The sequence below is a fragment of the Zhengella sp. genome (genome assembly GCF_041397485.1).
In the GTDB taxonomy this organism is placed as follows: Bacteria; Pseudomonadota; Alphaproteobacteria; order Rhizobiales; family Rhizobiaceae; genus Zhengella.
In genome coordinates this window covers 534,790-555,384 of record NZ_JAWKWO010000002.1, presented here as the reverse complement: position 1 = coordinate 555,384, position 20,595 = coordinate 534,790, and the positions used below count along the sequence as shown (strand labels likewise).

The window sequence follows — 20,595 nt, the reverse complement described above, 5'->3', positions numbered from 1 at the left end:
AAGGGGCAGCGCGGATCTCCGCCGCGTTCCGCGCTGCCCGCTCCTGACCCGCGGCATTCCTGGCGAGAACCATGACCTCCACCCTGACAACCGACAGCATGAACAAGACGCCGCCGGCAGGCACCAGCACCGTCAAGGTCTGGGACCCGTTCGTGCGCATTTTCCACTGGTCCCTGGTCGCCGGCTTCACCGCCGCCTGGATTACCGGCGACGAATTCGGCAAGCTTCACGAGCAGATCGGTTATGCCATTATCGGCCTGATCGCTGCACGGGTCGTCTGGGGCTTCATCGGCACCCGGCACGCCCGTTTTTCAAGCTTCGCCTTCGGGCCCTCGAAGGTCCTCACCTTCCTGCGCCAGAGCATGAGCCTGAGCGCGCCGCGCCATCTCGGGCACAACCCGGCGGGCGGCGCCATGGTGTTCGCGCTGCTGGCGGCGATCGCGGCCATCTGTGCATCCGGTTATGCCATGACCACGGATGCCTATTGGGGCGTGAAATGGGTGGAAGAGGTCCATGAGACAGCCGTCTGGATCGCGACCGGCCTGGTCGTCCTGCATGTGGCCGGCGTGATCCTGGCCTCGGTCGAGCATGGCGAGAACCTCGTGCGCGCCATGATCACGGGGCGCAAGCGCGCGGAACAGTGAACCCCCATTTGCGACCGCGCGCCCGCAGCCGGCCGTCATCCGCCTCATGGCGGGTGGCGGCCGGTCTTCTTTCAGGGCAGGGAAACGAAAAAGGCCACGCGATCAGGCAGCCTTGTCATCGGGCACGAAATCGAGCGCGATACCGTTGATGCAATAGCGCAGGCCGGTCGGCTGCGGCCCGTCCTCGAAAACGTGGCCCTGGTGTCCGCCGCAGCGCCGGCAATGCACCTCGGTGCGCGGCAGGAACAGCTTGTAGTCCGTTCTGGTTCCGATGGCATCGTCCAGCGGCTGCCAGAAACTCGGCCATCCGGTGCCGCTGTCGAACTTGGTATCGGAGGAAAACAGCGGCAGGTCGCAGCCGGCGCAGGTGTAGGTGCCCTTGCGCTTTTCCCCCAGCAGATCGGAGGTGAAGGCGCGTTCGGTGGCCTCCTCACGCAGCACGGCAAATTCCTGTTCGCTCAGGCGCTCGCGCCACTCGGCCTCGGTGAGCGTGATCTCGAATTTTTCGGCCGCATTGGCGTTCTCGCGGCGGCCAAGGAGAGCCGCGCCGCCAAGGGCCGCGACGGCGGCTGCTCCGGTCAGAAGTTTGCGGCGGTTCGTCATGGTCGAATCTCCCGGTTCAGACATGCAATGCCGATAATGTAAGGCTGTTGCCCGCCCATGACCAATCAATCGGCTGCGATCAACGGTCACGGGACGGGCAACACTTCGTGATCGCGCGGTCCCTACGGGATGGGCGCAAACCGACCGCACGTCACGAGAGCCTCCTGGATCAGGAGGCGGGCAGGAGAACGGTGTCGATCACGTGGATGACACCGTTGGACTGGCGGACATCGGCCGTCGTCACGGTGGCGACATTGCCCTGGCCGTCCTTGATCATGAGCTTGCCGTCCTTCTCCATGGCCGTGAACTCGCACCCGCCAACGGTCTTGACCGGATGCATGCCGCCATCGTCGGCCACCATCTTTTCGATGGCGTCGGACATGGCATTGGCGGCGACCACGTGGCAGGTGAGGATCTTGGCCAACTGGTCCTTGTTTTCCGGCTTCAGCAGCGTGTCCACCGTGCCGTCGGGCAGCTTCTCAAAGGCCGCATTGGTGGGCGCGAAGACGGTGAAAGGGCCCTCGCCCTGCAGGGTCTCGACGAGGCCGGCCGCCTTGACCGCGGCCACCAGCGTGGTGTGATCCTTCGAATTGACCGCATTCTCCACGATGTTCTTGCTCTCGTACATCGGCGCGCCGCCCACCATGGGGTTGGCCGCCCATGCGGCCGTGGCCAGCGCGACGGTTCCGGCGAGGGCAATTGCGGTTGTCTTGATGTTCATGTCGGTTCTCCCACTGAGGTGATTGTTGATGACACCCGATCTTGCGAGGTCGAAAACAGTCACGGCAGGCAGGGGAAAGAAGTTTCAGCTGGGGGCAGAAAAAATCAGATGCCGCGCAACGCGCCCAGCGCGACCACGGCGCCGGTGGGTGCGCCGGTGGGCGATCCGCCATCGGGTTCGTCGGATATGGCCAGCGTCGCACCATCCGAGATGCGTGACGCGAGCTCCGGCGCAAGCGCGAGGCGGGCGGTCTCGCCTTCCGGCAGAAGGCCCAGCGAGCGCGGCGCATTGCCGCCCTCGATCAGCCACAGTTCGAAGTCACGGCCCGCTTCCGGTTCTCCGGCAAGGCGGGTGAGGCCTATACTGCCGGTTCCCGCCTCGTAAAGCGCCACATAGCGCACCGGCGAAGCGTCGGCCTGCATGGCGGCGACAAAGCGGGCCGGCGCAGGCGGCGGGTCCAGCGAGAACGGCAGGATGAAGATGACCGCCAGCCCGGCCAGCGCCGCGACGGCCAGGCCGCGCCAGAAAGCAAGGCTCTGCCAGAGATTGGGCTTTTGCGCAGGCGCGGTTGCGGCGGCGAACAGGCGCCGGTCGATCGCAGCCTTGGCCGTGGCCGGCGGCGGCACCTGCGCGTAGTCCGCGTTGAGCGGCGAAAGCCTTTCCTCCCATTCCTCGACCAGCGCCCGGAACCCGGCATCGGCTTCAATCCGCGCGGCAACATCCCGTCGCGTCCCGGCTGGCAGGACGCCGAGCACATATTCGGCGGCCAGCAGCGCATCGCCGCCTTCATCCATCCCGTGCTCGTTTTCGCCGTTCATCGTTCCAGGCACTCTTTCAGTTTCATCAGGCTGCGCCGCAGCCAGGTTCGCATCGTGTTGAGCGGCACGCCATGGCGTTGCGACAGCTCCTCGTAGGAATGGCCCATAACATAGGCCGACCGCACGGCATCTGCCCGGGCGCTTTCCAGTTCCTCCATGCAGGCATCGATCCGCCTTCCTTCGCTGGATGACACGGCCAGTCTCTCCGGGCCAGGTGCGTCATCGGCCAGGTCGAAGGCTTCCTCCACGGGCCGGGCCGGCGCCTTGCGGGCGCGCAGCCTGTCGATACAATGATTGCGGGCGATAGCCGCAAGCCAGGAAACGGGGCTGTGAGCGGATACGGCAAACCGGTCGGCCTTCGTCCAGATCCGGACATAGACGTCCTGCAGCGCATCCTCCGCCTCTCCCCTGTCGTGCAAGACACGCAGACAGATGCCGAAAAGTTTCGCGCTTGTCGCGGCATAAAGGCGGTCGAAGGCACTCCGGTCCTTCAGGCCGGTCCTGACGATGAGTTCGGAAATGTCATCTTCCAGACCGCCCATCGCAACAAGATAGCGCGCCACGGCAAAGGCGACAATGGCCGCCCGATTGCGGGCGCTGTGCAATCGCGCTATCAGGCTTGCGCAACCTTTCCACGCGCCGCAAGGACCACGAACGACATGGCCGACGAACTCGACCTCACACCCGCCGAAACCCAGGCCCGCCTGCTCTCCCAGGCCCTGCCCTTCATGCAGCGCTACGAGAACAAGACGGTGGTTGTGAAATATGGCGGTCATGCCATGGGCAATGCAGCGCTTGGCCAGGCGTTTGCCCGTGACATCGCGTTGCTCAAGCAGTCGGGCGTCAATCCCATCGTGGTGCATGGCGGCGGGCCGCAGATCGGTGCCATGCTGACCAGGATGGGCATCGAGTCCAAGTTCGAGGGCGGCCTGCGCGTGACCGACGAGAAGACGGTCGAGATCGTGGAAATGGTGCTGGCCGGCTCCATCAACAAGGACATCGTGCGCATGATCAATGCCGAGGGCGAATGGGCCATCGGCCTGTGCGGCAAGGACGGCAACATGGTGTTCGCCGAAAAGGCGGCCAAGACTATCCGCGATCCCGACAGCAATATCGAGCGCATTCTCGATCTCGGCTTTGTCGGCGAACCGGCCGAGGTGGACCGCACCCTGCTGGACCTGCTGGCGCGCTCGGAGATGATTCCCGTCATCGCGCCGGTTGCGCCCGGCCGCGACGGCCATACCTACAACATCAATGCCGACACATTTGCCGGGGCCATTGCCGGCGCGGTGGAAGCCACGCGCCTCCTGTTCCTGACCGATGTGCCGGGCGTCCTCGACAGATCCGGCAAGCTGATCGACGAACTGACGGTGGCGGATGCGCGCGCGCTCATCGCCGACGGCACGATTTCCGGCGGCATGATTCCCAAGGTGGAAACCTGTATCGAAGCCATCGAACGCGGTGTCCAGGGCGTCGTCATCCTCAATGGCAAGACGGCGCATGCGGTGCTGCTGGAACTGTTCACCGAACATGGAGCGGGCACGCTCATCGTACCGTGATGCCGGGCAAGGCATTCTTTCACGAAGGCCGGGGCGACCCGGCCTTTTTTCTTGCCGAACGAAAATAGTTTGCTACCATAACAATTACACGGACGCAGGGAGAGCGTCCGTTCCGCCGCAACGGCGGGGCCGATGACCGGCAGACCGGTCCGGCACATTTCGGGAGGAAACAGATGAACACCATTCGCCTGGCCGCGCTGGCGGCTGCCACTGCCTTGACCACATGGACCGCGGCGCAGGCCGCCGAGGTGGAATTGCGGCTTTCGCACTGGGTGCCCGCCACGCATCCGATCCAGACGCTGGGTATCGAGCCCTGGGCCAAGTCCATCGAGGAAGCGTCCGAAGGGCGCATCAAGATCACCATCTTCCCGGCCCAGCAGCTGGGCGCGGCGCCGGACCACTACGACATGGCCCGCGACGGCATCGTCGACCTGTCCTACACCAATCCGGGTTACCAGGCCGGGCGCTTCCCGCTCTACAGCCTTGTCGAGATCCCGTTCCACATGAACAATGCCCAGCGCGGTGCCGTGGCCATGCATGAATGGTATGCGCCCATCGCCAAGACGGAGATGTCGGACGTCTTCTTCTGCCTGGCCAATCCGCACGATCCCGGCACCATCCATTCCAAGGCGCCGATCAAGCTGCCCGGCGACATCAAGGGCCTGAACGTTCGCCCGGCCCATGCAACGATGGCGCGGTTCATTTCCACGCTGGGCGGCGCACCGGTGCAGGTGCCGGCTCCGGAAGCGCGTGAAGCCATCGCCAAGGGCGCGGCGGATGCCATCACCTTCCCGTGGAACTCGATCAACATTTTCGGCATCGATTCGGAGACCAAATACCACCTCGACATGCCGTTCTACATCTCCGCGCAGCTCATGCTGATGAACAAGGACAGCTACGCGGCGCTGAGTGAGGAGAACCGCAAGGTCATCGACGATCACTGCACGCCGGAATGGTCGGGCAAGTTCTCTCAGGGCTGGGCCGAAAACGAGGCATCAGGCCGGCAGAAGATGATCGATGCCGGTGGCCACACCATCTACGCGCCGACGGCCGAAGAGGTGCAGCAGTGGCGCGATGCCGCCGCACCGCTGATCGACACCTGGAAGGAAGAGGCCAAGGCCAAGGGCGCCGATGCTGACAAGATGTACCAGGATTACCTGGACGCGCTGAACCGCCACGACGCGAAGTTCTGAGCCTACCGTCCCGTATCGCGAGCCGCCGGAACCTTGCCGGCGGCTCATGACCCCCAGCTTTCCGGAGCCAGCGATGACCAAGCCGCCAGCCGGCCTGCTGGAACGCATGTCGCTTGCCATCGAGAACGTGGCGGGCGTCCTTCTGGCGCTCGTCACCATCCTGATCGTCGTCTCGGCCATCGGCCGCTACCTGCTGGCATGGCCGGTGCCCGATGCGTTCGATCTTTCGCGTTTCCTGATCGGCGCCGCCATCATGTGGGGCTTCGCTTCCGTCGGCTTTCGCGGCTCGCATATCAAGGTGGATATCGTCGCCGAGTTGCTGCCTGCCGGCGCCAGGCGCTGGATCGACAGTTTTGCCTGGGCCGTGCTGCTGCTGTTCTCGGTGCTGCTGACCTGGAAGATGTTCGGCCGGGTTACCAGCGCCTTCCACAGCGGCGAGGCGACATTCGACCTGCGCATGCCGGCATGGATCTTCCTCGCCTTCATCTGGCTTGGCGTGGCCTTCGCCAATGTCGCCATCCTGGCGCGGCTCATCCTGGTGGCGAGCGGGCGGGCCACGCTCGAGCATTTCGAAAGCACCGAGATCGCGGACATGGATGAAACGGAGACCCGGCCATGAGCAGCGCTGATTTCATCGCCGTCTCCGGCTTCGTCGTCCTCTTCGCGCTGATGCTGCTGCGCGTGCCGATCGGCATTGCCATGGGCCTTGTCGGCGTGGGCGGGTTCGCCGCGATCACCGGGTGGAAACCGGCGCTGAACCTGCTGGCACAGTCACCGGTGCGCACGATCACCGATTTCAACCTCAGTCTCATTCCCTTCTTCATCCTGATGGGTGTGCTGGCCACCAATTCCGGCATGTCACGCGAACTGTTCCGTACCGGGCAAGCCTGGTTCGGCTCTTTCAAGGGCGGCATGGCGCTGTCGACCGTGGGCGCCTGTGCCGGCTTTGCCGCGATCTGCGGCTCGTCGGTGGCCACAGCCGCCACCATGACCAAGATCGCCCTGCCGGAAATGCAGCGCGTGGGCTATCGCGACGATGTCGCGGCCGGCGTGATCGCCGCCGGCGGCACGCTCGGCATCCTCATTCCGCCTTCGGTGGTGCTGGCCGTCTATGCCTTCATCACCGAACAGGACGTGGGCAAGCTGTTCATCGCCGGCGTGGTGCCGGGCCTGCTGGCCATTCTCATGTACATGGCCACGGTTCGCATCGCCTATGCCCGGTCGCTGCCCGCCGGCGAGCCCTTTCGCCTCGGCGCGGCAATCCGTTCGCTCAGCGGCGTCTGGGCCGTGCTGCTGCTGTTCATCGCCATCATCGGGTCGATCTATTTCGGCGTGGTGACGGCGACGGAAGCCGCCGCCGTGGGCTCGCTGCTGACCGCGCTGATCGGCATCGCCCGCGGCCGGCTCGGGCCGCGTCTCATCCTCGAAAGCCTTGTCGAAGCATTGCGCACCTCGGTCGCCATCTACACGATCCTGATCGGCGCGATCCTGTTCGGCTATTTCCTGGCGATCACCCAGACGCCGCAAAAGATCACCGCTTTCCTCGTGGCGCTCGACCTCGGCGCCTATGGCACGCTGGCCATCATCCTTGGCTTCTTCCTGCTGATGGGCTGCATCCTGGATGCCATGGCGATGATCATCCTGCTGGTGCCGATCGTCTTCCCCGTCATCATCCAGCTCGGCTTCGATCCCATCTGGTTCGGCGTCATCATCGTCATGACGGTGGAACTGGGGCTCATCACGCCGCCGGTCGGCATGAACGTCTTCGTCATCAACACGATCGCGCGGGAAGTGAAACTGCCGACGATCTTCCGCGGCGTCCTGCCCTTCGTGGCGGTGGACGTGCTGCGGCTGATCCTGCTTGTCGTCTTCCCCGGCCTGGTGCTGTTCCTGCCGATGACGATGAATTGAGCGCGCGAGCGCCGGAATGACGAGGGAGAGAAACGATGGACGTAGCCACTCCGGAACTGAGGCACCTGTGCGACCTGAAAGTCGAACTGGCCCCGATCATGGAACTGGGGGACGCGCCGCGCGGAAAACGCCGGATCATTCCGATCACCGGCGGCACGGTGACGGGCGAACGGCTCAACGGGACGATCCTGAACCTGGGTGCGGACTGGCAGACGATCCTTGCCGACGGCACGGCGGAACTGGACACGCGCTATTCCATGGAAACGCATGACGGCGCGTTGATCGACATCCGCAATTTCGGGTTCCGGCACGGTCCGGCCGAGGTGATCGCGGCGCTGGCGCGCGGCGAGGCCGTCGATCCGTCGCGCTACTACATGCGCACGCATCCGCGTTTCGAGACGGGCGACGAGCGCTACGCCTGGCTCAACCGGATAATCTGTGTCGGCACCGGCTCAAGGCAGGCTGATCACGTTCGCATCACCTTCTTCGAAGTGCTCTGAACCGCCTGATGGTCTTTTCACGCAATTTCACGAGCGCGAAAGTCTGCAACTTTCGCTGAAATTGCCCCCTCTCACGCAATTTCACGAGCGCGAAAGTCTGCAACTTTCGCTGAAATTGCCCCCTCTCACGCAATTTCACGAGCGCGAAAGTCTGCAACTTTCGCTGAAATTGCTTGTCCTCACGCCTTCGTCTGCCTGTTCGTAACCAGCACGTGGTCCACCGGCTGGTCGGCATAGATGTTCTCGATGAGATGGGCGCGGGCGGCCATGACCGCGCGCTGGTTGATCGAGCCCTTGTCGGTCACCTCGTGATCGTCGAGCGAGGGCGGACTGTCGACGATGATCGCGCGGGCAACGAAATTGGAACTGCCGGTCGACGTGGCGCCCAGCGCATCCAGCCGCTCCTGGAAGATGCGGCGCACCTGCGGATGGGCGGCGACGGCCGCATCGTCGGCATCGGCCAGTTCGGGCGCGATCCGCCGCACGGCATCATGATCGGTGAAGAGCAGCGCGCCGATGAAATTGCGGTTGAGACCCGTCAGCACGGCATCGCGCACATAGGGGGCGAAGGTCTTGACGATCTTCGCCCGCACCCCGGCGAAATCGACCCAAGTGCCGGTGGACAGCTTGAAATCCTCGGTCACGCGGCCATCGAAGATCAGGCCCTTGTTCGGATCCTGCGGATCGACGAATTTCAGCGCATCGCCCATGAGATAGAAGCCCTCCTCGTCGAAGGCTTCCTTCGTCTTGTCGGGCTGGCGCCAGTAGCCAGGCGTGATGGACGGCCCGCGCAGGCGCACTTCCGTCTTCTCGGCGTTTTGCACCAGCTTCAGTTCGAGGCCCGGCGCCGGCAGGCCCACCTCTCCGGGCCGCTCCACCGCCCAGGTGGTGGTCAGCGCAAAGGGCGCGGTTTCGGTCGACCCGTAACCGGTCACGATGATGATCTTCTCGCCCACGGTCTGTTCGGCGAAGCTCTCCAGCGCATCCCAGACATGCTGCGCCAGACCCGCGCCGGCATATTGCATCAGCTTCAGGCGCGAATAGAAATTGCGGCGCAGCGCCTCGTTTTCCGCAAACTGGGCGGTGAGCATCTCATAGCCCTTGGGCACATTGAAATAGAGGGTCGGCGCGATCTCGGTGAGGTTGCGCACCGTTGCCGCGATGCCCCTGGGCGTCGGCGCGCCATCGTCGATGTAGAGCGAGCCGCCATTGTAGAGCACAAGCCCGAAATTGTGGTTGCCGCCAGCGGTGTGGTTCCACGGCAGCCAGTCGACCAGAACCGGCGGCTCTTCCTTCAGGAAGGCCATGGCATTGGCGATCATCTCCTGGTTGCAGGCCATCATGCCATGGGTGTTGATGACCGCCTTGGGCATGCCGGTGGAGCCGGAGGTGAAAAGGAACTTGGCCACCGTGTCCGGCGTGATCGCGGCATGGGCAGCATCGACAGCCTGGCGCGCCGGGGTTGCCGCCAGTTCCTCGAAGGAATGGGTCTCGTAGCCCTCCACGGGCTCGCGGGCGACGACCAGTGTCATGCCCGGCTTCATCACCGCTGCAAGCGCCTTTTCGAATGGCTTGCCCTCGGCGGTGAAAATCATGCCCGGCGTCAGCAGGTTACAGACATGTTTCAGCTTGGCGTGATCCTGCGAGACCAGCGAATAGGCAGTCGAGACCGGCGCGTAGGGAATGCCGGCATACATGGCGCCAAGCGCCATCAATCCGTGCTCGATACTGTTCCCCGAAAGGATGACAAGGGGTTTCTCGGCGGAAAGGCCATGGGCCAGCATGTATTCACCGATGGAACGAACCTGCGCCAGCGCCCCGGCATAGGTGACAGTGCGCCACATCCCCTCGAAACGGTCTGCCAGGAAGATGCGGTCCGGCGCTTTTTCCGCCCAGTCCTCCAACCGGTCGGTGACGGAGCGTGCCGATTGCGCCAATGGAAAGGGCGAGCGCAGGATCACCGCGCCGTCATCCCGGCGCTCCGCCTCGACCGCGAGATCGCCTAGCAGGACCGGCCGCATGCCGGGAACATTCAGAAGCGCCATCGGTTCCTCCCTCACGCATTTTGTTATCTTGTATAACAATCAAGAGGAAACCTGTCTACTGGCAAGGCGCCCGTCAGGGCAGCAGTACCAGCAGCACGATGCCGGCAACGATCATGCTGCAACCGGCGACTTCCAGCCGGTTCATGTGTTCCCTGAACACGAAGACCGTGGAGGCGAAGATGAACAGCATCTCGATCTGGCCCAGCGCCTTGACCACCGCGGCCTGTTCCAGCGTCATGGCGGCAAACCAAAGGAAGGATGCCGTCGCACCGGCCAGCCCGGTCAGGGCCGACATGCGCCAGGCAGCGCGGATGCGTCCGAGTTCGGCGCGGTCGCGCCACAGCATCCAGCCCAGCATCAGGGCGGTCTGAAGAAGAATGGCGACGACCAGGACGCAAGCGGCCTGCACGAAGAAATCCGGCACCGCCATGGTTTCACCCAGCGAAAGCGACGCCGCGCGATAGGCCACCGCCGCTATGCCGAAGATCGTGCCCGATGCCAGCCCGATGGCCGCGGTGCGGGTGAAAACGGAGGCGACAAGCGCGCGGGCATTGACCGGTCCGCGCGCCACCGAAATCAGCATCACGCCGGCCACGGATACGCAGATGGCGACCAAAGCGCCGGGCGACACCCGGTCACCCAGGAAGATCAGGCCGAAAATGGCCGCCTGGGCGGGCTCCGTGCGGGAATAGGCGCTGCCGACGGCGAAATTGCGCAGCGAGAACATTTGCACCAGCAGCGCCTGGGCCGCGATCTGGGAGACCGCGCCGACCGTAACCCAGAGCATGAATCCGCGATTGGGCGCAGGCAAGGCCAGACCGGACGCATGAAGGGAGCCCAGCAGGAACAGAAGGGCGAAGGGCGCACCGAATCCGAAACGCACGAAGGTGGCGCCCGTGGTTCCCATGGCGCCCTTCAGATGCTTCTGAAGGCTGGAACGGATGTTCTGGATGAAGGCGGCGGCGATCGTGATGACGATCCAGGCTTCCATGGGGGGACTCCGGGCGGGGGAACGGCCCGAAGCGTTTAGCCTTCAAACGGACCTGCGATCAAGCGGCCCGCGTCGGTGCGTCGTCGATCACCACCAGGTTGCGGCCGCGATGCTTGGCGGCATAGAGCGAGGTATCGGCCCGGCGCAGCGCCTCGGGCAGCGGCAGGTCCTGGGCTTCGACCACGCCGCCGATGGACACTGTCAGGGCATGGCGCTTGCCGGCTTCCGGTTCGAAGACGATCTCCTCGACGGCGATACGCACCCGTTCGGCAACGATGCGGGCCTCGTCACGGCCGGCGCCGCGCAGATAGATGCCGAACTCCTCGCCGCCGATCCTGCCAAGGATGTCCTGTTCGCGGACATTCTCACGGATGCGCCGGGTGATGACGATCAGCGCTTCGTCGCCGGTCAAATGTCCATAGCGGTCATTGATCGACTTGAAATGATCGGCATCGAGAATCAGCAAGGTGCCGCGATCGGTCTTGCGGCGCAGGGTCGAGAGTTTCGTCATGAAGTATTCGCGGTTCAGGAACCCGGTCATCGGATCGATCTCGACCCGGCGGCGCAGGTCGGCGTTCGAGCGCTCCAGGTCCTCGCGCGCGGCATCGAGTTCGGCGATGGCCTTGCGGTGCTTCTCCGACTGGTACAGAAGGTAGCCGACGAGCGGCATGGAGATGGCATAGGGCGCCAGCGAAGCCATGATCACACTGGCCGTGTCGAATCCGGCAAGGGACATCCTGTCAACAAGGACGACAAGGCCCGATGTCACCATCAGGGCGCCTGTGCAAACCAGGAAGGCTTTCCACATGATGAATTTCATGTCACGAACTCCTGCTGCGTGACGTGTACCCTAACCGCCTTCGTTTAAGATATTTCTGATGTGCTTATGAGAATTTTCGACAAATCCCGGCAAGTCCTCACCCTCGCAGAAATGGATGCAGCATGACGAAGCCGCCTTCCCCGCGTGAAACCTTCGCGCATGTGCGCAACTGGGTTTTCGACCTCGACAACACCCTCTACCCCCATCATGCCAACCTGTTCGCGCAGATCGACGTGCGCATGACGCAGTATGTTTCAGACCTGCTGCAATTGCCGCGCGAAGCGGCGCGCAAGGTGCAGAAGGATTTCTACCGCGACTACGGCACGACCCTGAAAGGTCTGATGGAGGTCCATGGGATCGACCCGGACGATTTTTTGGAAAAGGTGCATGACATCGATTATTCGTGGCTCACGCCCGACCCGGACCTGGGCGAAGCCATTGCCGCCCTGCCCGGGCGCAAGTTCATCTTCACCAATGGCGACCGGGGCCATGCCGAGCGCACCGCGCGGCAATTGGGCATTCTCGACCATTTCGACGAGATTTTCGATATCGTGGCCGCCGGCCTGGTGCCGAAGCCGGCACAGGAGACCTATGACAAGTTCACTGCGCTGCATCGCGTGGCGGGTGAACAATCGGCGATGTTCGAGGACCTGGCGCGCAATCTCACCGTGCCCAAGGCGCTGGGCATGAAGACGGTGCTGATCGTGCCACGCAATTTCGAACCGGATTTCGCCGAGGTCTGGGAACGCGACGAGGCCGAAACGGGGGTCGTCGATCATGTGACCGACGACCTCAAATCCTTTCTTGCGGCCATCCTGACCTGAGGACGGGTCAGCCGCCCTGCTTCATCATGCCGCCATGGCCGCCGCCATGCATCATGCCCTTGCCGTCGCCCTGGTTCATCTTCATGCGGCCGTGGTCGAAGGGCATGACGGTCAGTTCCGCTTCGACCGTGCCGGCCTTTTCGAAGGTCAGCGTGACGGGCACCGTGCCGCCCTCCCTGAAGGGCTCCTTCACCTCCAGAAACATCATGTGGAAGCTGCCCGGCTTGAGTTCGACCGTTTCACCGGCGGGGATCGGAAGGCCGTCGGCCAGTTCGCGCATGCGCATGACGCCGTCGACGACGGCCATCTCGTGAACCTCGCCGCGGGCCAGAGGCGTTTCCACCTTCAGGAGGCGGTCGTCCGCCGACCCTGAATTGCGGATGGTGACAAAGCCGCCGCCGGCCGGCTGGTTGGGCAGCATGGCGCGGGTCCAGAAACCGGTGAGCTCCAGGTCGCCGGCCTTGAGCGGGGCCTGCATGGCCGCCTTTTCCTCCGCCATGGCGGGATGAACGGCCGCAAGGCCCGGCAGCGCGAGCGCGGCGGCAAGCGTGATGATCTTGAGGGTGTGTTTCATGTCTTTGCTCCTGGCGGCATGGGCTATTCCGGCGCCATCCGCCGCACGGTGGTCGTCCGTGAAAAAGAAGGGATTCGTTCAGTTTAGGCGTTTCAGCGCCCGCAACCAAAGCAGGTGCGGGACATGGCGTCCTTGCTCAAACGCAAACCGGCGGGCCACGGATGGTCGGCGGCAGCGTGCGGGACGGCTCGCCGCCACGGTCCCGGCCAAGGGTCCAGCGCAAGGGTGAGGCCATGCGCGTGAGGACCGGCAGGGCGGGCGGAACGGCGGCAAGAACCGGCTGGACATGCGCGCCGGCAAGGCAGAAGGGACAATCGTCGGCGCCCGGCGGCGTTTCCGGCGTCTGGCCGGGATCGGGCTGCACGGCGCCGAAGGATGAGCAGATCATGCCGGCAAAGGGGGAGCCTGCCGCCTTCGCCTCGGCAAGCGGCTTTGCATGCACGATCAGGATCACCACCGCCGCGAGAATGGCGAATGCCAGCCCGTCGCGGCGCAGCGAAGCCAGGAATGTGCGCGGCTGCCTGCTCATGGCCTTCATCTATGCCAAACCGCGCCGGATGCAAAGAGGCGGTGGACGATCTGCCGCAGCCCCCGGCAGTCAGGTCAGGGCGTAGAATTCGGCCACCGCGGCCCAGGCCTCATCGGCGGTGTCAACAAAGGTGATGAGATCCGGGTCGTCGGGCGAGATCGTGCCCTGGGCAGCAAGGAAATCGAGGTCGATGGCGTTGTGCCAGAAATCCTTGCCAAACAGCAGGACGGGCACACGCTCCATGCGGCCGGTCTGGATGAGCGTCAGCGTCTCGAACAGTTCGTCCATGGTGCCGAAGCCGCCCGGAAAGACGGATACCGCCTTGGCGCGCATGATGAAATGCATCTTGCGAATGGCGAAATAGTGGAAATTGAAGCACAGTTCCGGCGTCACATACTCGTTCGGCGCCTGTTCGTGCGGCAGCACGATGTTCAGGCCGATGGAGGGCGCGCCGACATCCTGCGCCCCGCGATTGCCGGCCTCCATGACGCCCGGTCCGCCGCCGGTGACGACCACGAATTCGCGGTAGCGCGACTTGGCCGATTCCTCGGAGCAAAGGCGGGCGAACTTGCGGGCTTCCTCGTAATAGCGCGCATTGGCTTCCAGGTTCTGCTTCTGCACGTCGTTCTTGGCCGCCCAGGCCGCGCCGCCCGGCTCGGGAATGCGCGCCCCGCCGAAGAGAATGACGGTGGAGCGGATGCCGCGCTCGGCCAGCATCATTTCCGGCTTGAGCAATTCCAGTTGCAGGCGAACGGCGCGCAGGTCGCGCTGGGTCATGAAATCCTGGTCGGTCCAGGCGAGACGGTAAGCGGGCGCGCGCGTCTGCGGCGTGTCGGGTACCGACCGGGCACGGGCGGCATCCTCGCCGGAATGCGGCAGCGGCGTCCAGCTCGACTTGTCTTCAGGATTCATGCTCGATCGTCCCCGATTCGCAATGTTGTCGCGGGGGGCCGTGCGCAATTGACCCCGTCTGGTCCTTCGCATACTTTCCGCGCGATTTTTACCCCCCGGGAAGCCTATTTCCCAATCCCTTAACACGACGTGTAGCGGAGCCTGCCGATGTCCAAGCCCGACCTTGCCGCCCTGGAAGCCGTGATCGAGAAGGCGTTCGACGAACGCGACGGCATTTCCACTTCCACACGCGGCGACGTGCGCGATGCAGTGGAAACCGCGCTCAACCTGCTCGACCGGGGCGAGGCACGCGTCGCCAGCCGCGGCGATGACGGCAACTGGGTGGTTCACCAGTGGCTGAAAAAGGCGGTGCTGCTCTCCTTCCGGCTAAACCCGATGGAGATCATCAAGGGCGGGCCGGGTGAAGCGACCTGGTGGGACAAGGTGCCGTCCAAGTTCGACGCCTGGGGCGCGAAGGATTTCGAAAATGGCGGCTTCCGCGCCGTTCCCAATTGCGTCGTGCGCCGTTCCGCCTTCATCGGCAAGGGCGTGGTGCTGATGCCCTCCTTCGTCAATCTCGGCGCCTATGTGGACGAGGGCACGATGGTGGATACCTGGGCGACTGTCGGATCCTGCGCGCAGATCGGCAAGAACGTCCACCTGTCCGGCGGCGTCGGCATCGGCGGCGTGCTGGAGCCGCTGCAGGCCGGCCCGACCATCATCGAGGACAATTGCTTCATCGGCGCGCGTTCGGAAGTGGTGGAAGGCTGCATCGTGCGCGAAGGCGCGGTGCTCGGCATGGGCGTCTATATCGGCAAGTCGACCAAGATCGTGGACCGTGAGACCGGCGAGATCCACATGGGCGAAGTGCCGCCCTATTCCGTCGTGGTTTCCGGTTCGATGCCGGGCAAGAACCTGCCGGGCCAGAATTACGGCCCCAGCCTCTATTGCGCCGTCATCGTCAAGAAGGTGGACGAGCGCACGCGCTCCAAGACCTCGATCAACGAATTGCTGCGCGCCTGACCGGCCAATCCCTGCCCGCGCCGCCGGCTGCGGCGGCGCGGCACGCTGCATGAGGCATGGCGGCAAGCCTTTTTTCAGGCTTTGCTGATAACACCGCTCCATGCCCTATTCGAAGCTGGATGCCGACAAGATCATCGCCACGGCCGAGCGGCTGGAACGCCGCATCGCGGAGCGGTTTGCGCAATCGGGTCTGTGCAGCGTGGCGCGGGAGCTGACGGCAACCGGGCGCGGTATCAGCGCCGAAGCGGCGACCATCGAGAAGAACGACTGGTTCTGGCGCGCCCTGTCTCTGGCCGGCATCGCGGCCGGCGCCATCGTTCTCTTCCTCGCCTTTCGCTTCCTGCGCTTCGACCGGATCGAAACCGGCACGTTCGACATTCTCCAGGGTATCGACGCGCTGTTCAACACCGCCGTCCTGACAGGCGCGGGTCTCGTCGCGCTGATGGGGCTGGAAAAGCGCCAGAAGCGGCGGGCCGTGCTTGAAGGCCTGCACAAGCTTCGTTCGCTCATCCACGTCATCGACATGCACCAGTTGACCAAGGATCCGGCGGCGCTGTCGCGCGATTTCATCATGACCGAGAGCTCGCCGTTGCGCAGCATGACGGCCGCGGAGCTGAAGCGCTATCTCGACTATTGCTCCGAACCGCTGTCGCTGACGGGCAAGTTCGCCGCACTCTATGCGCAGACATTGCCGGACATGGAGGTGGTCAATGCGGTCAACGACGTGGAGGCGCTGGGAACGAACCTGTCGCGCAAGATCTGGCAGAAGATCATGCTGATCGGCGACCCTTCACGCCAGGGCGAAGGCAAAACGCAGCCCGCTGCCACCGGGATGGCGGGTGCCTGATGACAGGCGTTCGCGGTTTCGCTAATCAGGCACCATGACTCGCTCAACCGATCCTGCCGCCATCCTGGCGGACCTCATCCGCTGCCCCTCGGTCACGCCGGCCGAGGGCGGTGCCCTTTCGGTGCTGGAAAACCTGCTCAAGCCGCAGGGCTTCTCGGTGCAGCGTCCGGTCTTTTCCGAAGACGGATCGCCGGATATCGAAAACCTCTATGCGCGCATCGGCACATCCGGCCCGCATCTCATGTTCGCCGGCCATACCGATGTCGTCCCGGTGGGCGACGAGGCCGCGTGGAGCGCCGGGCCCTTTGCCGCGGAGATCCGCGACGGGATGATGTACGGGCGCGGCGCGGTGGACATGAAGGGCGGCATTGCCTGTTTCGCCGCCGCCTTCGCCCGCCACGTGGAAGACCATGGCCTGCCGCACGGATCGGTTTCCTTCCTCATCACCGGTGACGAGGAAGGGCCCGCGGTCAACGGCACGGTCAAGCTGCTGGACTGGGCGGCGCAGAAGGGCGAGGCATGGGATGCCTGCCTGGTTGGCGAGCCGACCAATCCGGGCCAGCTTGGCGACATGGTGAAGATCGGCCGGCGTGGCTCGGTGTCCGGGCGCGTTGTCGTCCACGGTGTTCAGGGGCACGCGGCCTATCCGCATCTGGCGGACAATCCCGTGCGCTCGGTCATCATGCTGGCGGAAGCGCTGATGACGCCGCCCTTCGACGAAGGCTCGCACGACTTCCAGCCGTCGAACCTCGAAGTGACCTCCATCGACGTCGGCAATACGGCGACGAACGTGATCCCGGCCAGGGCCGAAGCCCGGTTCAACATCCGCTTCAACGACCATTGGACGGCGGAAAGCGTGATGGCCGAAATCCACAACCGGCTGGACCAGGCGGCACAGGATACGCGGCTGCGGCCCGGAGGGCGGGAACCGGTGAATTTCGAGCTGATCTGGGCGGACCGGCCGAGCCATGTCTTCCTGACGCGCGACGAGGATCTCGTCGCCACGCTATCGGGCGCGGTGGAGGCGGTGACCGGCCGGGTGCCGGCGCTTTCCACCTCCGGCGGCACCTCCGATGCCCGGTTCATCAAGGACTATTGCCCGGTGGTGGAGTTTGGCCTTGTCGGCCAGACCATGCACATGGTCGACGAGCGCGTGGCCGTGGCCGACCTGGAAGGACTGACGCAGATCTACCAGCATTTCATTGCCTACTGGTTCACCGCCAAGGCGGCCGGAGCCTGAGGGCCATGCTCGATGCGGACTATGTGCAGGCCCATCTGACCGCCGCCTGGCGCATCATGGTCACCGCGAAGGGCGATGCACTGGCCCGCATGGACATCACGGCGGAAGGGTTCTGGCGTTCGTTCTGGTCGATCCTGCTTGCCCTGCCGCCGATGCTGCTGTCCTGGGTGGCGGCGGCACCGGATTTCCTAGCCGGGGATGGCAGCCTGTCGCTGACCGTCCTGCGGTTGGGCATAGCCGATCTGGCAGCATGGATCGTGCCGATCGCCGGACTTGGCGCGGTGTCTGGGGCGGTCGGCATGCGCAGATCCTTCGCGGCCTATGTGATCGCGACCAATTGGGGCAGCGCGATCCTCGTCTGGCTGGCCGTGCCGCCGGCGCTGGTCCGGCTGCTGGCTTCTGGCGAACCGGATCCTTCCGGCTTCCTGTCGCTGATGGTCTTCGTGCTTTCGCTTGTGCTCGGCTGGCGCATCACGCATGGCGCCATCGGACGTGAGGCCATGTATTCGGCCGGTGTGTTCATTGCCATGGCGGTCGCGTCGATCCTGGTGCTGGTCGCCATGCATGGCATGCTGGGCCTGTCGGCTCAGCCGTAATCCACCTTGGTGAGATAGAGCCCATGGGGCGGGGCCAGCGCGCCGCAGGCCTGATGATCGCGGGCTTCCAGAGCGCGGCGAAGGTCGTCCTTCGTCCAGCGGCCCTCGCCCACCAGCTTGAGCGACCCGACCATGGAACGGACCTGGTTGTGCAGGAAGGAGCGGGCCGAGCAGCGCACCTCGATCATGTCGCCGCCGCGCGTCACATCGATGCGCTCCATTGTCTTCACAGGGCTCCTGGCCTGGCACTGGGCGGCGCGGAATGTCGTGAAGTCATGGGTGCCGATCAGTATCTCGGCCGCGTCGGCCATCGCCGCTTCGTCGATCACCCCCTTCTTGACCCACCAGGCGCGGTCGCGCTCAAGCGCCAGCGGCGGGCGGCGATTGATGATGCGATAGAGGTAGTGGCGGCGCGTTGCGGAAAAACGGGCATGGAATCCCTCCTCCGCCCTTTCCACCGACAGCACCGAGACGGCTTCGCCGGCCTCGCGCAGCATGGCGTTGACTGCCTCGTGAAACTTGAAGGGCGCCCAGTCGCGCGCCAGATCGGCATGGCTGACCTGCCCGGTCGCATGCACGCCGGCATCGGTGCGCCCGGCCACCTGCAAGGTCACGGTCTCGCGCGCGAAGCGGGCGATCGCCGCCTCGATGGCGGCCTGCACGCTGTGGCCGTTCTTCTGGCGCTGCCAGCCCTTGTAGGGCGTGCCGTCATACTCGACCGTCATGCGATAGCGCGGCATGGCTTCAATCCAGCACGACGCCGGCGGAAACGGGATTGCCGCGCAGGAAGCCGGCCGCATCCAGCGTCTTGCCGCCCGCCTTTTGCAGCCGGGTAAGGCGGACCGCGCCGGTGCCGCAGGCAATCGTCAGCGCTTCGTCCAGCACGGATCCGGGCTTGCCGCTCCCTTCGGCAAGCGTGGAACCGAGCAGCTTGACCCGCTCAGGCTTGCCTGCGCCGAGCGTCATCTCGCACCAGGCGCCCGGAAAGGGGGCGAGACCGCGAATGCGATCATGGACCTCGCGCGCAGGGCGCGACCAGTCGATGCGGGTCTCCGCCTTGTCGATCTTGCGGGCATAGGTGACGCCGTCCTCCGGCTGCGGCGTCAGCGTCAGCTTTCCTGCCTCCAGCGCAGCCATGGCCTCCACCATCAGGGCGGCGCCGGTTTCCATCATCACGTCATGCAATTGACCGGCCGTCATGTCCGGGCCGATGGCAACGGGCGCGGCCTTGGCGACGGGGCCGGTATCCAGCCCCTCGTCCATCTTCATCACCATCATCGCCGTTTCCCTGTCGCCGGCCATGATGGCGCGCTGAATGGGCGCGGCACCGCGCCAGCGCGGCAGCGCCGAAGCGTGGCCGTTGAAGCAGCCGAGCCGCGTTCCCTCCAGGATGGGCCGGGGCAGCAGGAGGCCATAGGCGACAACGACCGCGGCATCGGCCTCCAGCGCACGAAAGGCGGCCTGTTCGGATTGACCTTTCAGGGAAACCGGCGTTCGCACGTCGATCCCCAGCGCTTCGGCGGCCTTGTGAACCGGAGACGGGGTGAGTTCGAGCCCGCGGCGGCCTGCCTTGCGCGGCGGCTGCGCGTAGACCGCCACGATGTCATGGCCGGCCGCGTGAAGTGCGCGCAGTGTCGGCACGGAGAAATCGGGCGTTCCCATGAAAATGATGCGCACGATCAGGCTCTCCCGGCGATTCGCAAGCGGCGCGGGCGCGTCAGCCCACCATGGTGCGGGTGCCGCCGCGATCCTTCGCCAGCTTCTTGAATTTCTTGATGACCATGTCGCGTTTCAGGCGCGAAATGTGATCGATGAACAGAACGCCGTTGAGGTGGTCGATCTCGTGTTGCAGGCAGGTGGCCATGAGACCGTCGGCCTCCATCGTGCGCTGCCTTCCGTCCAGATCGAGATAGTTGACCGTGACGCTGGCGGGCCGTTCCACCTCCGCATAATAGTCCGGGATGGAAAGGCAGCCCTCCTCATAGACCGAACGGTCATCGCTGGAGGCGACGATTTCCGGGTTGATGAAGATGTGCGGGGCCGGCGCCTCGCCCTCCTTGGCCAGATCAATGGTCAGCATCCGGATCGGCTCGGCCACCTGGATGGCGGCAAGGCCGATGCCCGGTGCATCATACATGGTGTCCAGCATGTCCCGCGCGAAAGCACGCAGGGCATCGTCCACGCGCTCGACAGGCCTGGAAACCTCGCGCAGGACAGGATCGGGCAAAAGGACAAGCGGCTTGATCGTCATGGCTTGCACATAAGC

At 64.6% G+C, this 20,595-nt stretch carries 24 protein-coding genes; 11 read left to right on the top strand and 13 right to left on the bottom strand.

All coding sequences use genetic code 11. The features are described from left to right. The first annotated feature begins 71 nt into the window (after positions 1 to 71). A complete protein-coding gene (locus R3D65_RS08785) occupies positions 72 to 644 on the top strand; it encodes a cytochrome b/b6 domain-containing protein (protein ID WP_371274837.1) in 573 nt (190 codons plus the stop codon). Positions 645 to 746: 102 nt separating this feature from the next. Here the strand turns inward: R3D65_RS08785 and msrB are convergent, their stop codons facing one another. The 4 genes from msrB to R3D65_RS08765 form a co-directional block, all read right to left on the bottom strand. Continuing rightward, positions 747 to 1,247, bottom strand: coding sequence for a peptide-methionine (R)-S-oxide reductase MsrB (msrB, locus tag R3D65_RS08780; protein WP_371274836.1), 501 nt, complete (start codon positions 1,245 to 1,247; stop codon positions 747 to 749). Between the two features lie 169 nt (positions 1,248 to 1,416). Further along, positions 1,417 to 1,968 (bottom strand): fasciclin domain-containing protein, encoded by a 552-nt coding sequence (locus tag R3D65_RS08775; protein WP_371274835.1) that lies wholly within the window; start codon positions 1,966 to 1,968, stop codon positions 1,417 to 1,419. A gap of 104 nt (positions 1,969 to 2,072) precedes the next feature. Then, complete coding sequence (locus R3D65_RS08770; protein WP_371274834.1) at positions 2,073 to 2,786, bottom strand: anti-sigma factor domain-containing protein; 714 nt, start codon at positions 2,784 to 2,786, stop codon at positions 2,073 to 2,075. Next, positions 2,783 to 3,328, bottom strand: coding sequence for a sigma-70 family RNA polymerase sigma factor (locus R3D65_RS08765; protein WP_371275017.1), 546 nt, complete (start codon positions 3,326 to 3,328; stop codon positions 2,783 to 2,785). Before R3D65_RS08765 ends, R3D65_RS08770 begins: the two co-directional genes overlap by 4 nt. Positions 3,329 to 3,445: 117 nt before the next feature. Here R3D65_RS08765 and argB point away from each other — a divergent pair, with 117 nt between their 5' ends. The 5 genes from argB (at position 3,446) to R3D65_RS08740 (ending at position 7,949) form a co-directional block, all read left to right on the top strand. Continuing rightward, positions 3,446 to 4,345 (top strand): acetylglutamate kinase, encoded by a 900-nt coding sequence (gene argB / locus R3D65_RS08760; protein WP_371274833.1) that lies wholly within the window; start codon positions 3,446 to 3,448, stop codon positions 4,343 to 4,345. Between the two features lie 173 nt (positions 4,346 to 4,518). Beyond that, positions 4,519 to 5,538, top strand: coding sequence for a TRAP transporter substrate-binding protein (locus tag R3D65_RS08755; protein ID WP_371274832.1), 1,020 nt, complete (start codon positions 4,519 to 4,521; stop codon positions 5,536 to 5,538). A 73-nt stretch (positions 5,539 to 5,611) separates the two neighbouring features. Continuing rightward, a complete protein-coding gene (locus tag R3D65_RS08750; RefSeq protein ID WP_371274831.1) occupies positions 5,612 to 6,157 on the top strand; it encodes a TRAP transporter small permease in 546 nt (181 codons plus the stop codon). Continuing rightward, the gene (locus R3D65_RS08745; RefSeq protein ID WP_371274830.1) at positions 6,154 to 7,449 is read left to right on the top strand and encodes a TRAP transporter large permease; all 1,296 of its coding nucleotides are present in this window, start codon (positions 6,154 to 6,156) and stop codon (positions 7,447 to 7,449) included. Before R3D65_RS08750 ends, R3D65_RS08745 begins: the two co-directional genes overlap by 4 nt. Before the next feature lie 35 nt (positions 7,450 to 7,484). Beyond that, entirely contained in the window at positions 7,485 to 7,949 is a 465-nt protein-coding gene (locus R3D65_RS08740; protein WP_371274829.1) for a DUF3237 domain-containing protein, read from the top strand. A 179-nt stretch (positions 7,950 to 8,128) separates the two neighbouring features. Here R3D65_RS08740 and R3D65_RS08735 read toward each other — a convergent pair whose 3' ends face one another. The 3 genes from R3D65_RS08735 to R3D65_RS08725 form a co-directional block, all read right to left on the bottom strand. Then, complete coding sequence (locus tag R3D65_RS08735; protein WP_371274828.1) at positions 8,129 to 9,994, bottom strand: feruloyl-CoA synthase; 1,866 nt, start codon at positions 9,992 to 9,994, stop codon at positions 8,129 to 8,131. 73 nt (positions 9,995 to 10,067) lie between these two features. Continuing rightward, positions 10,068 to 10,985, bottom strand: a complete 918-nt coding sequence (locus R3D65_RS08730) for an EamA family transporter (protein WP_371274827.1) — start codon at positions 10,983 to 10,985, stop codon at positions 10,068 to 10,070. Positions 10,986 to 11,043: 58 nt separating this feature from the next. Next, on the bottom strand, positions 11,044 to 11,805 hold the full coding sequence (locus R3D65_RS08725; RefSeq protein WP_371274826.1) for a GGDEF domain-containing protein: 762 nt from the start codon (positions 11,803 to 11,805) through the stop codon (positions 11,044 to 11,046). A gap of 122 nt (positions 11,806 to 11,927) precedes the next feature. On the opposite strand from R3D65_RS08725, the gene R3D65_RS08720 reads away from it, so the two are divergent. Next, complete coding sequence (locus R3D65_RS08720) at positions 11,928 to 12,629, top strand: pyrimidine 5'-nucleotidase (protein WP_371274825.1); 702 nt, start codon at positions 11,928 to 11,930, stop codon at positions 12,627 to 12,629. Positions 12,630 to 12,636: 7 nt separating this feature from the next. Here R3D65_RS08720 and R3D65_RS08715 read toward each other — a convergent pair whose 3' ends face one another. From R3D65_RS08715 to R3D65_RS08705, 3 genes are all read right to left on the bottom strand, one after another. Beyond that, positions 12,637 to 13,203 (bottom strand): copper chaperone PCu(A)C, encoded by a 567-nt coding sequence (locus R3D65_RS08715; RefSeq protein WP_371274824.1) that lies wholly within the window; start codon positions 13,201 to 13,203, stop codon positions 12,637 to 12,639. Between the two features lie 136 nt (positions 13,204 to 13,339). After that, complete coding sequence (locus R3D65_RS08710; protein WP_371274823.1) at positions 13,340 to 13,732, bottom strand: DUF2946 family protein; 393 nt, start codon at positions 13,730 to 13,732, stop codon at positions 13,340 to 13,342. Positions 13,733 to 13,801: 69 nt separating this feature from the next. Next, entirely contained in the window at positions 13,802 to 14,644 is an 843-nt protein-coding gene (locus tag R3D65_RS08705) for an LOG family protein (protein WP_371274822.1), read from the bottom strand. A 147-nt stretch (positions 14,645 to 14,791) separates the two neighbouring features. Here R3D65_RS08705 and dapD point away from each other — a divergent pair, with 147 nt between their 5' ends. From dapD to R3D65_RS08685, 4 genes are all read left to right on the top strand, one after another. After that, positions 14,792 to 15,646, top strand: a complete 855-nt coding sequence (gene dapD / locus R3D65_RS08700) for a 2,3,4,5-tetrahydropyridine-2,6-dicarboxylate N-succinyltransferase (RefSeq protein ID WP_371274821.1) — start codon at positions 14,792 to 14,794, stop codon at positions 15,644 to 15,646. A gap of 100 nt (positions 15,647 to 15,746) precedes the next feature. Then, positions 15,747 to 16,493 carry a hypothetical protein gene (locus R3D65_RS08695; protein ID WP_371274820.1) on the top strand — a complete coding sequence of 249 codons (747 nt, stop codon included), beginning with the start codon at positions 15,747 to 15,749 and terminating at the stop codon, positions 16,491 to 16,493. Positions 16,494 to 16,527: 34 nt separating this feature from the next. Then, complete coding sequence (gene dapE, locus R3D65_RS08690) at positions 16,528 to 17,733, top strand: succinyl-diaminopimelate desuccinylase (RefSeq protein WP_371274819.1); 1,206 nt, start codon at positions 16,528 to 16,530, stop codon at positions 17,731 to 17,733. A gap of 5 nt (positions 17,734 to 17,738) precedes the next feature. Further along, positions 17,739 to 18,329, top strand: a complete 591-nt coding sequence (locus R3D65_RS08685) for a transporter (protein ID WP_371274818.1) — start codon at positions 17,739 to 17,741, stop codon at positions 18,327 to 18,329. Here the strand turns inward: R3D65_RS08685 and truA are convergent. The 3 genes from truA to def are packed head-to-tail and all read right to left on the bottom strand — an operon-like array spanning position 18,320 to position 20,580. After that, positions 18,320 to 19,069 carry a tRNA pseudouridine(38-40) synthase TruA gene (truA, locus tag R3D65_RS08680; protein WP_371274817.1) on the bottom strand — a complete coding sequence of 250 codons (750 nt, stop codon included), beginning with the start codon at positions 19,067 to 19,069 and terminating at the stop codon, positions 18,320 to 18,322. The two genes, R3D65_RS08685 and truA, sit on opposite strands and share 10 nt — an antisense overlap. 4 nt (positions 19,070 to 19,073) lie before the next feature. Beyond that, complete coding sequence (gene fmt, locus R3D65_RS08675) at positions 19,074 to 19,991, bottom strand: methionyl-tRNA formyltransferase (RefSeq protein WP_371275016.1); 918 nt, start codon at positions 19,989 to 19,991, stop codon at positions 19,074 to 19,076. A 55-nt stretch (positions 19,992 to 20,046) separates the two neighbouring features. Next, the gene (def, locus tag R3D65_RS08670; RefSeq protein ID WP_371274816.1) at positions 20,047 to 20,580 is read right to left on the bottom strand and encodes a peptide deformylase; all 534 of its coding nucleotides are present in this window, start codon (positions 20,578 to 20,580) and stop codon (positions 20,047 to 20,049) included. Positions 20,581 to 20,595 lie beyond the last annotated feature (15 nt).

Excerpts from the sequence above, each read along its gene's own strand:
- R3D65_RS08785 (WP_371274837.1), top strand. The coding sequence starts at position 72 with ATGACCTCCACCCTGACAACCGACAGCATGAACAAGACGCCGCCGGCA.
- msrB (WP_371274836.1), bottom strand. The coding sequence starts at position 1,247 with ATGACGAACCGCCGCAAACTTCTGACCGGAGCAGCCGCCGTCGCGGCC.
- R3D65_RS08775 (WP_371274835.1), bottom strand. The coding sequence starts at position 1,968 with ATGAACATCAAGACAACCGCAATTGCCCTCGCCGGAACCGTCGCGCTG.
- R3D65_RS08770 (WP_371274834.1), bottom strand. The coding sequence starts at position 2,786 with ATGAACGGCGAAAACGAGCACGGGATGGATGAAGGCGGCGATGCGCTG.
- R3D65_RS08765 (WP_371275017.1), bottom strand. The coding sequence starts at position 3,328 with ATGGGCGGTCTGGAAGATGACATTTCCGAACTCATCGTCAGGACCGGC.
- argB (WP_371274833.1), top strand. The coding sequence starts at position 3,446 with ATGGCCGACGAACTCGACCTCACACCCGCCGAAACCCAGGCCCGCCTG.
- R3D65_RS08755 (WP_371274832.1), top strand. The coding sequence starts at position 4,519 with ATGAACACCATTCGCCTGGCCGCGCTGGCGGCTGCCACTGCCTTGACC.
- R3D65_RS08750 (WP_371274831.1), top strand. The coding sequence starts at position 5,612 with ATGACCAAGCCGCCAGCCGGCCTGCTGGAACGCATGTCGCTTGCCATC.
- R3D65_RS08745 (WP_371274830.1), top strand. The coding sequence starts at position 6,154 with ATGAGCAGCGCTGATTTCATCGCCGTCTCCGGCTTCGTCGTCCTCTTC.
- R3D65_RS08740 (WP_371274829.1), top strand. The coding sequence starts at position 7,485 with ATGGACGTAGCCACTCCGGAACTGAGGCACCTGTGCGACCTGAAAGTC.
- R3D65_RS08735 (WP_371274828.1), bottom strand. The coding sequence starts at position 9,994 with ATGGCGCTTCTGAATGTTCCCGGCATGCGGCCGGTCCTGCTAGGCGAT.
- R3D65_RS08730 (WP_371274827.1), bottom strand. The coding sequence starts at position 10,985 with ATGGAAGCCTGGATCGTCATCACGATCGCCGCCGCCTTCATCCAGAAC.
- R3D65_RS08725 (WP_371274826.1), bottom strand. The coding sequence starts at position 11,805 with ATGAAATTCATCATGTGGAAAGCCTTCCTGGTTTGCACAGGCGCCCTG.
- R3D65_RS08720 (WP_371274825.1), top strand. The coding sequence starts at position 11,928 with ATGACGAAGCCGCCTTCCCCGCGTGAAACCTTCGCGCATGTGCGCAAC.
- R3D65_RS08715 (WP_371274824.1), bottom strand. The coding sequence starts at position 13,203 with ATGAAACACACCCTCAAGATCATCACGCTTGCCGCCGCGCTCGCGCTG.
- R3D65_RS08710 (WP_371274823.1), bottom strand. The coding sequence starts at position 13,732 with ATGAGCAGGCAGCCGCGCACATTCCTGGCTTCGCTGCGCCGCGACGGG.
- R3D65_RS08705 (WP_371274822.1), bottom strand. The coding sequence starts at position 14,644 with ATGAATCCTGAAGACAAGTCGAGCTGGACGCCGCTGCCGCATTCCGGC.
- dapD (WP_371274821.1), top strand. The coding sequence starts at position 14,792 with ATGTCCAAGCCCGACCTTGCCGCCCTGGAAGCCGTGATCGAGAAGGCG.
- R3D65_RS08695 (WP_371274820.1), top strand. The coding sequence starts at position 15,747 with ATGCCCTATTCGAAGCTGGATGCCGACAAGATCATCGCCACGGCCGAG.
- dapE (WP_371274819.1), top strand. The coding sequence starts at position 16,528 with ATGACTCGCTCAACCGATCCTGCCGCCATCCTGGCGGACCTCATCCGC.
- R3D65_RS08685 (WP_371274818.1), top strand. The coding sequence starts at position 17,739 with ATGCTCGATGCGGACTATGTGCAGGCCCATCTGACCGCCGCCTGGCGC.
- truA (WP_371274817.1), bottom strand. The coding sequence starts at position 19,069 with ATGCCGCGCTATCGCATGACGGTCGAGTATGACGGCACGCCCTACAAG.
- fmt (WP_371275016.1), bottom strand. The coding sequence starts at position 19,991 with ATGGGAACGCCCGATTTCTCCGTGCCGACACTGCGCGCACTTCACGCG.
- def (WP_371274816.1), bottom strand. The coding sequence starts at position 20,580 with ATGACGATCAAGCCGCTTGTCCTTTTGCCCGATCCTGTCCTGCGCGAG.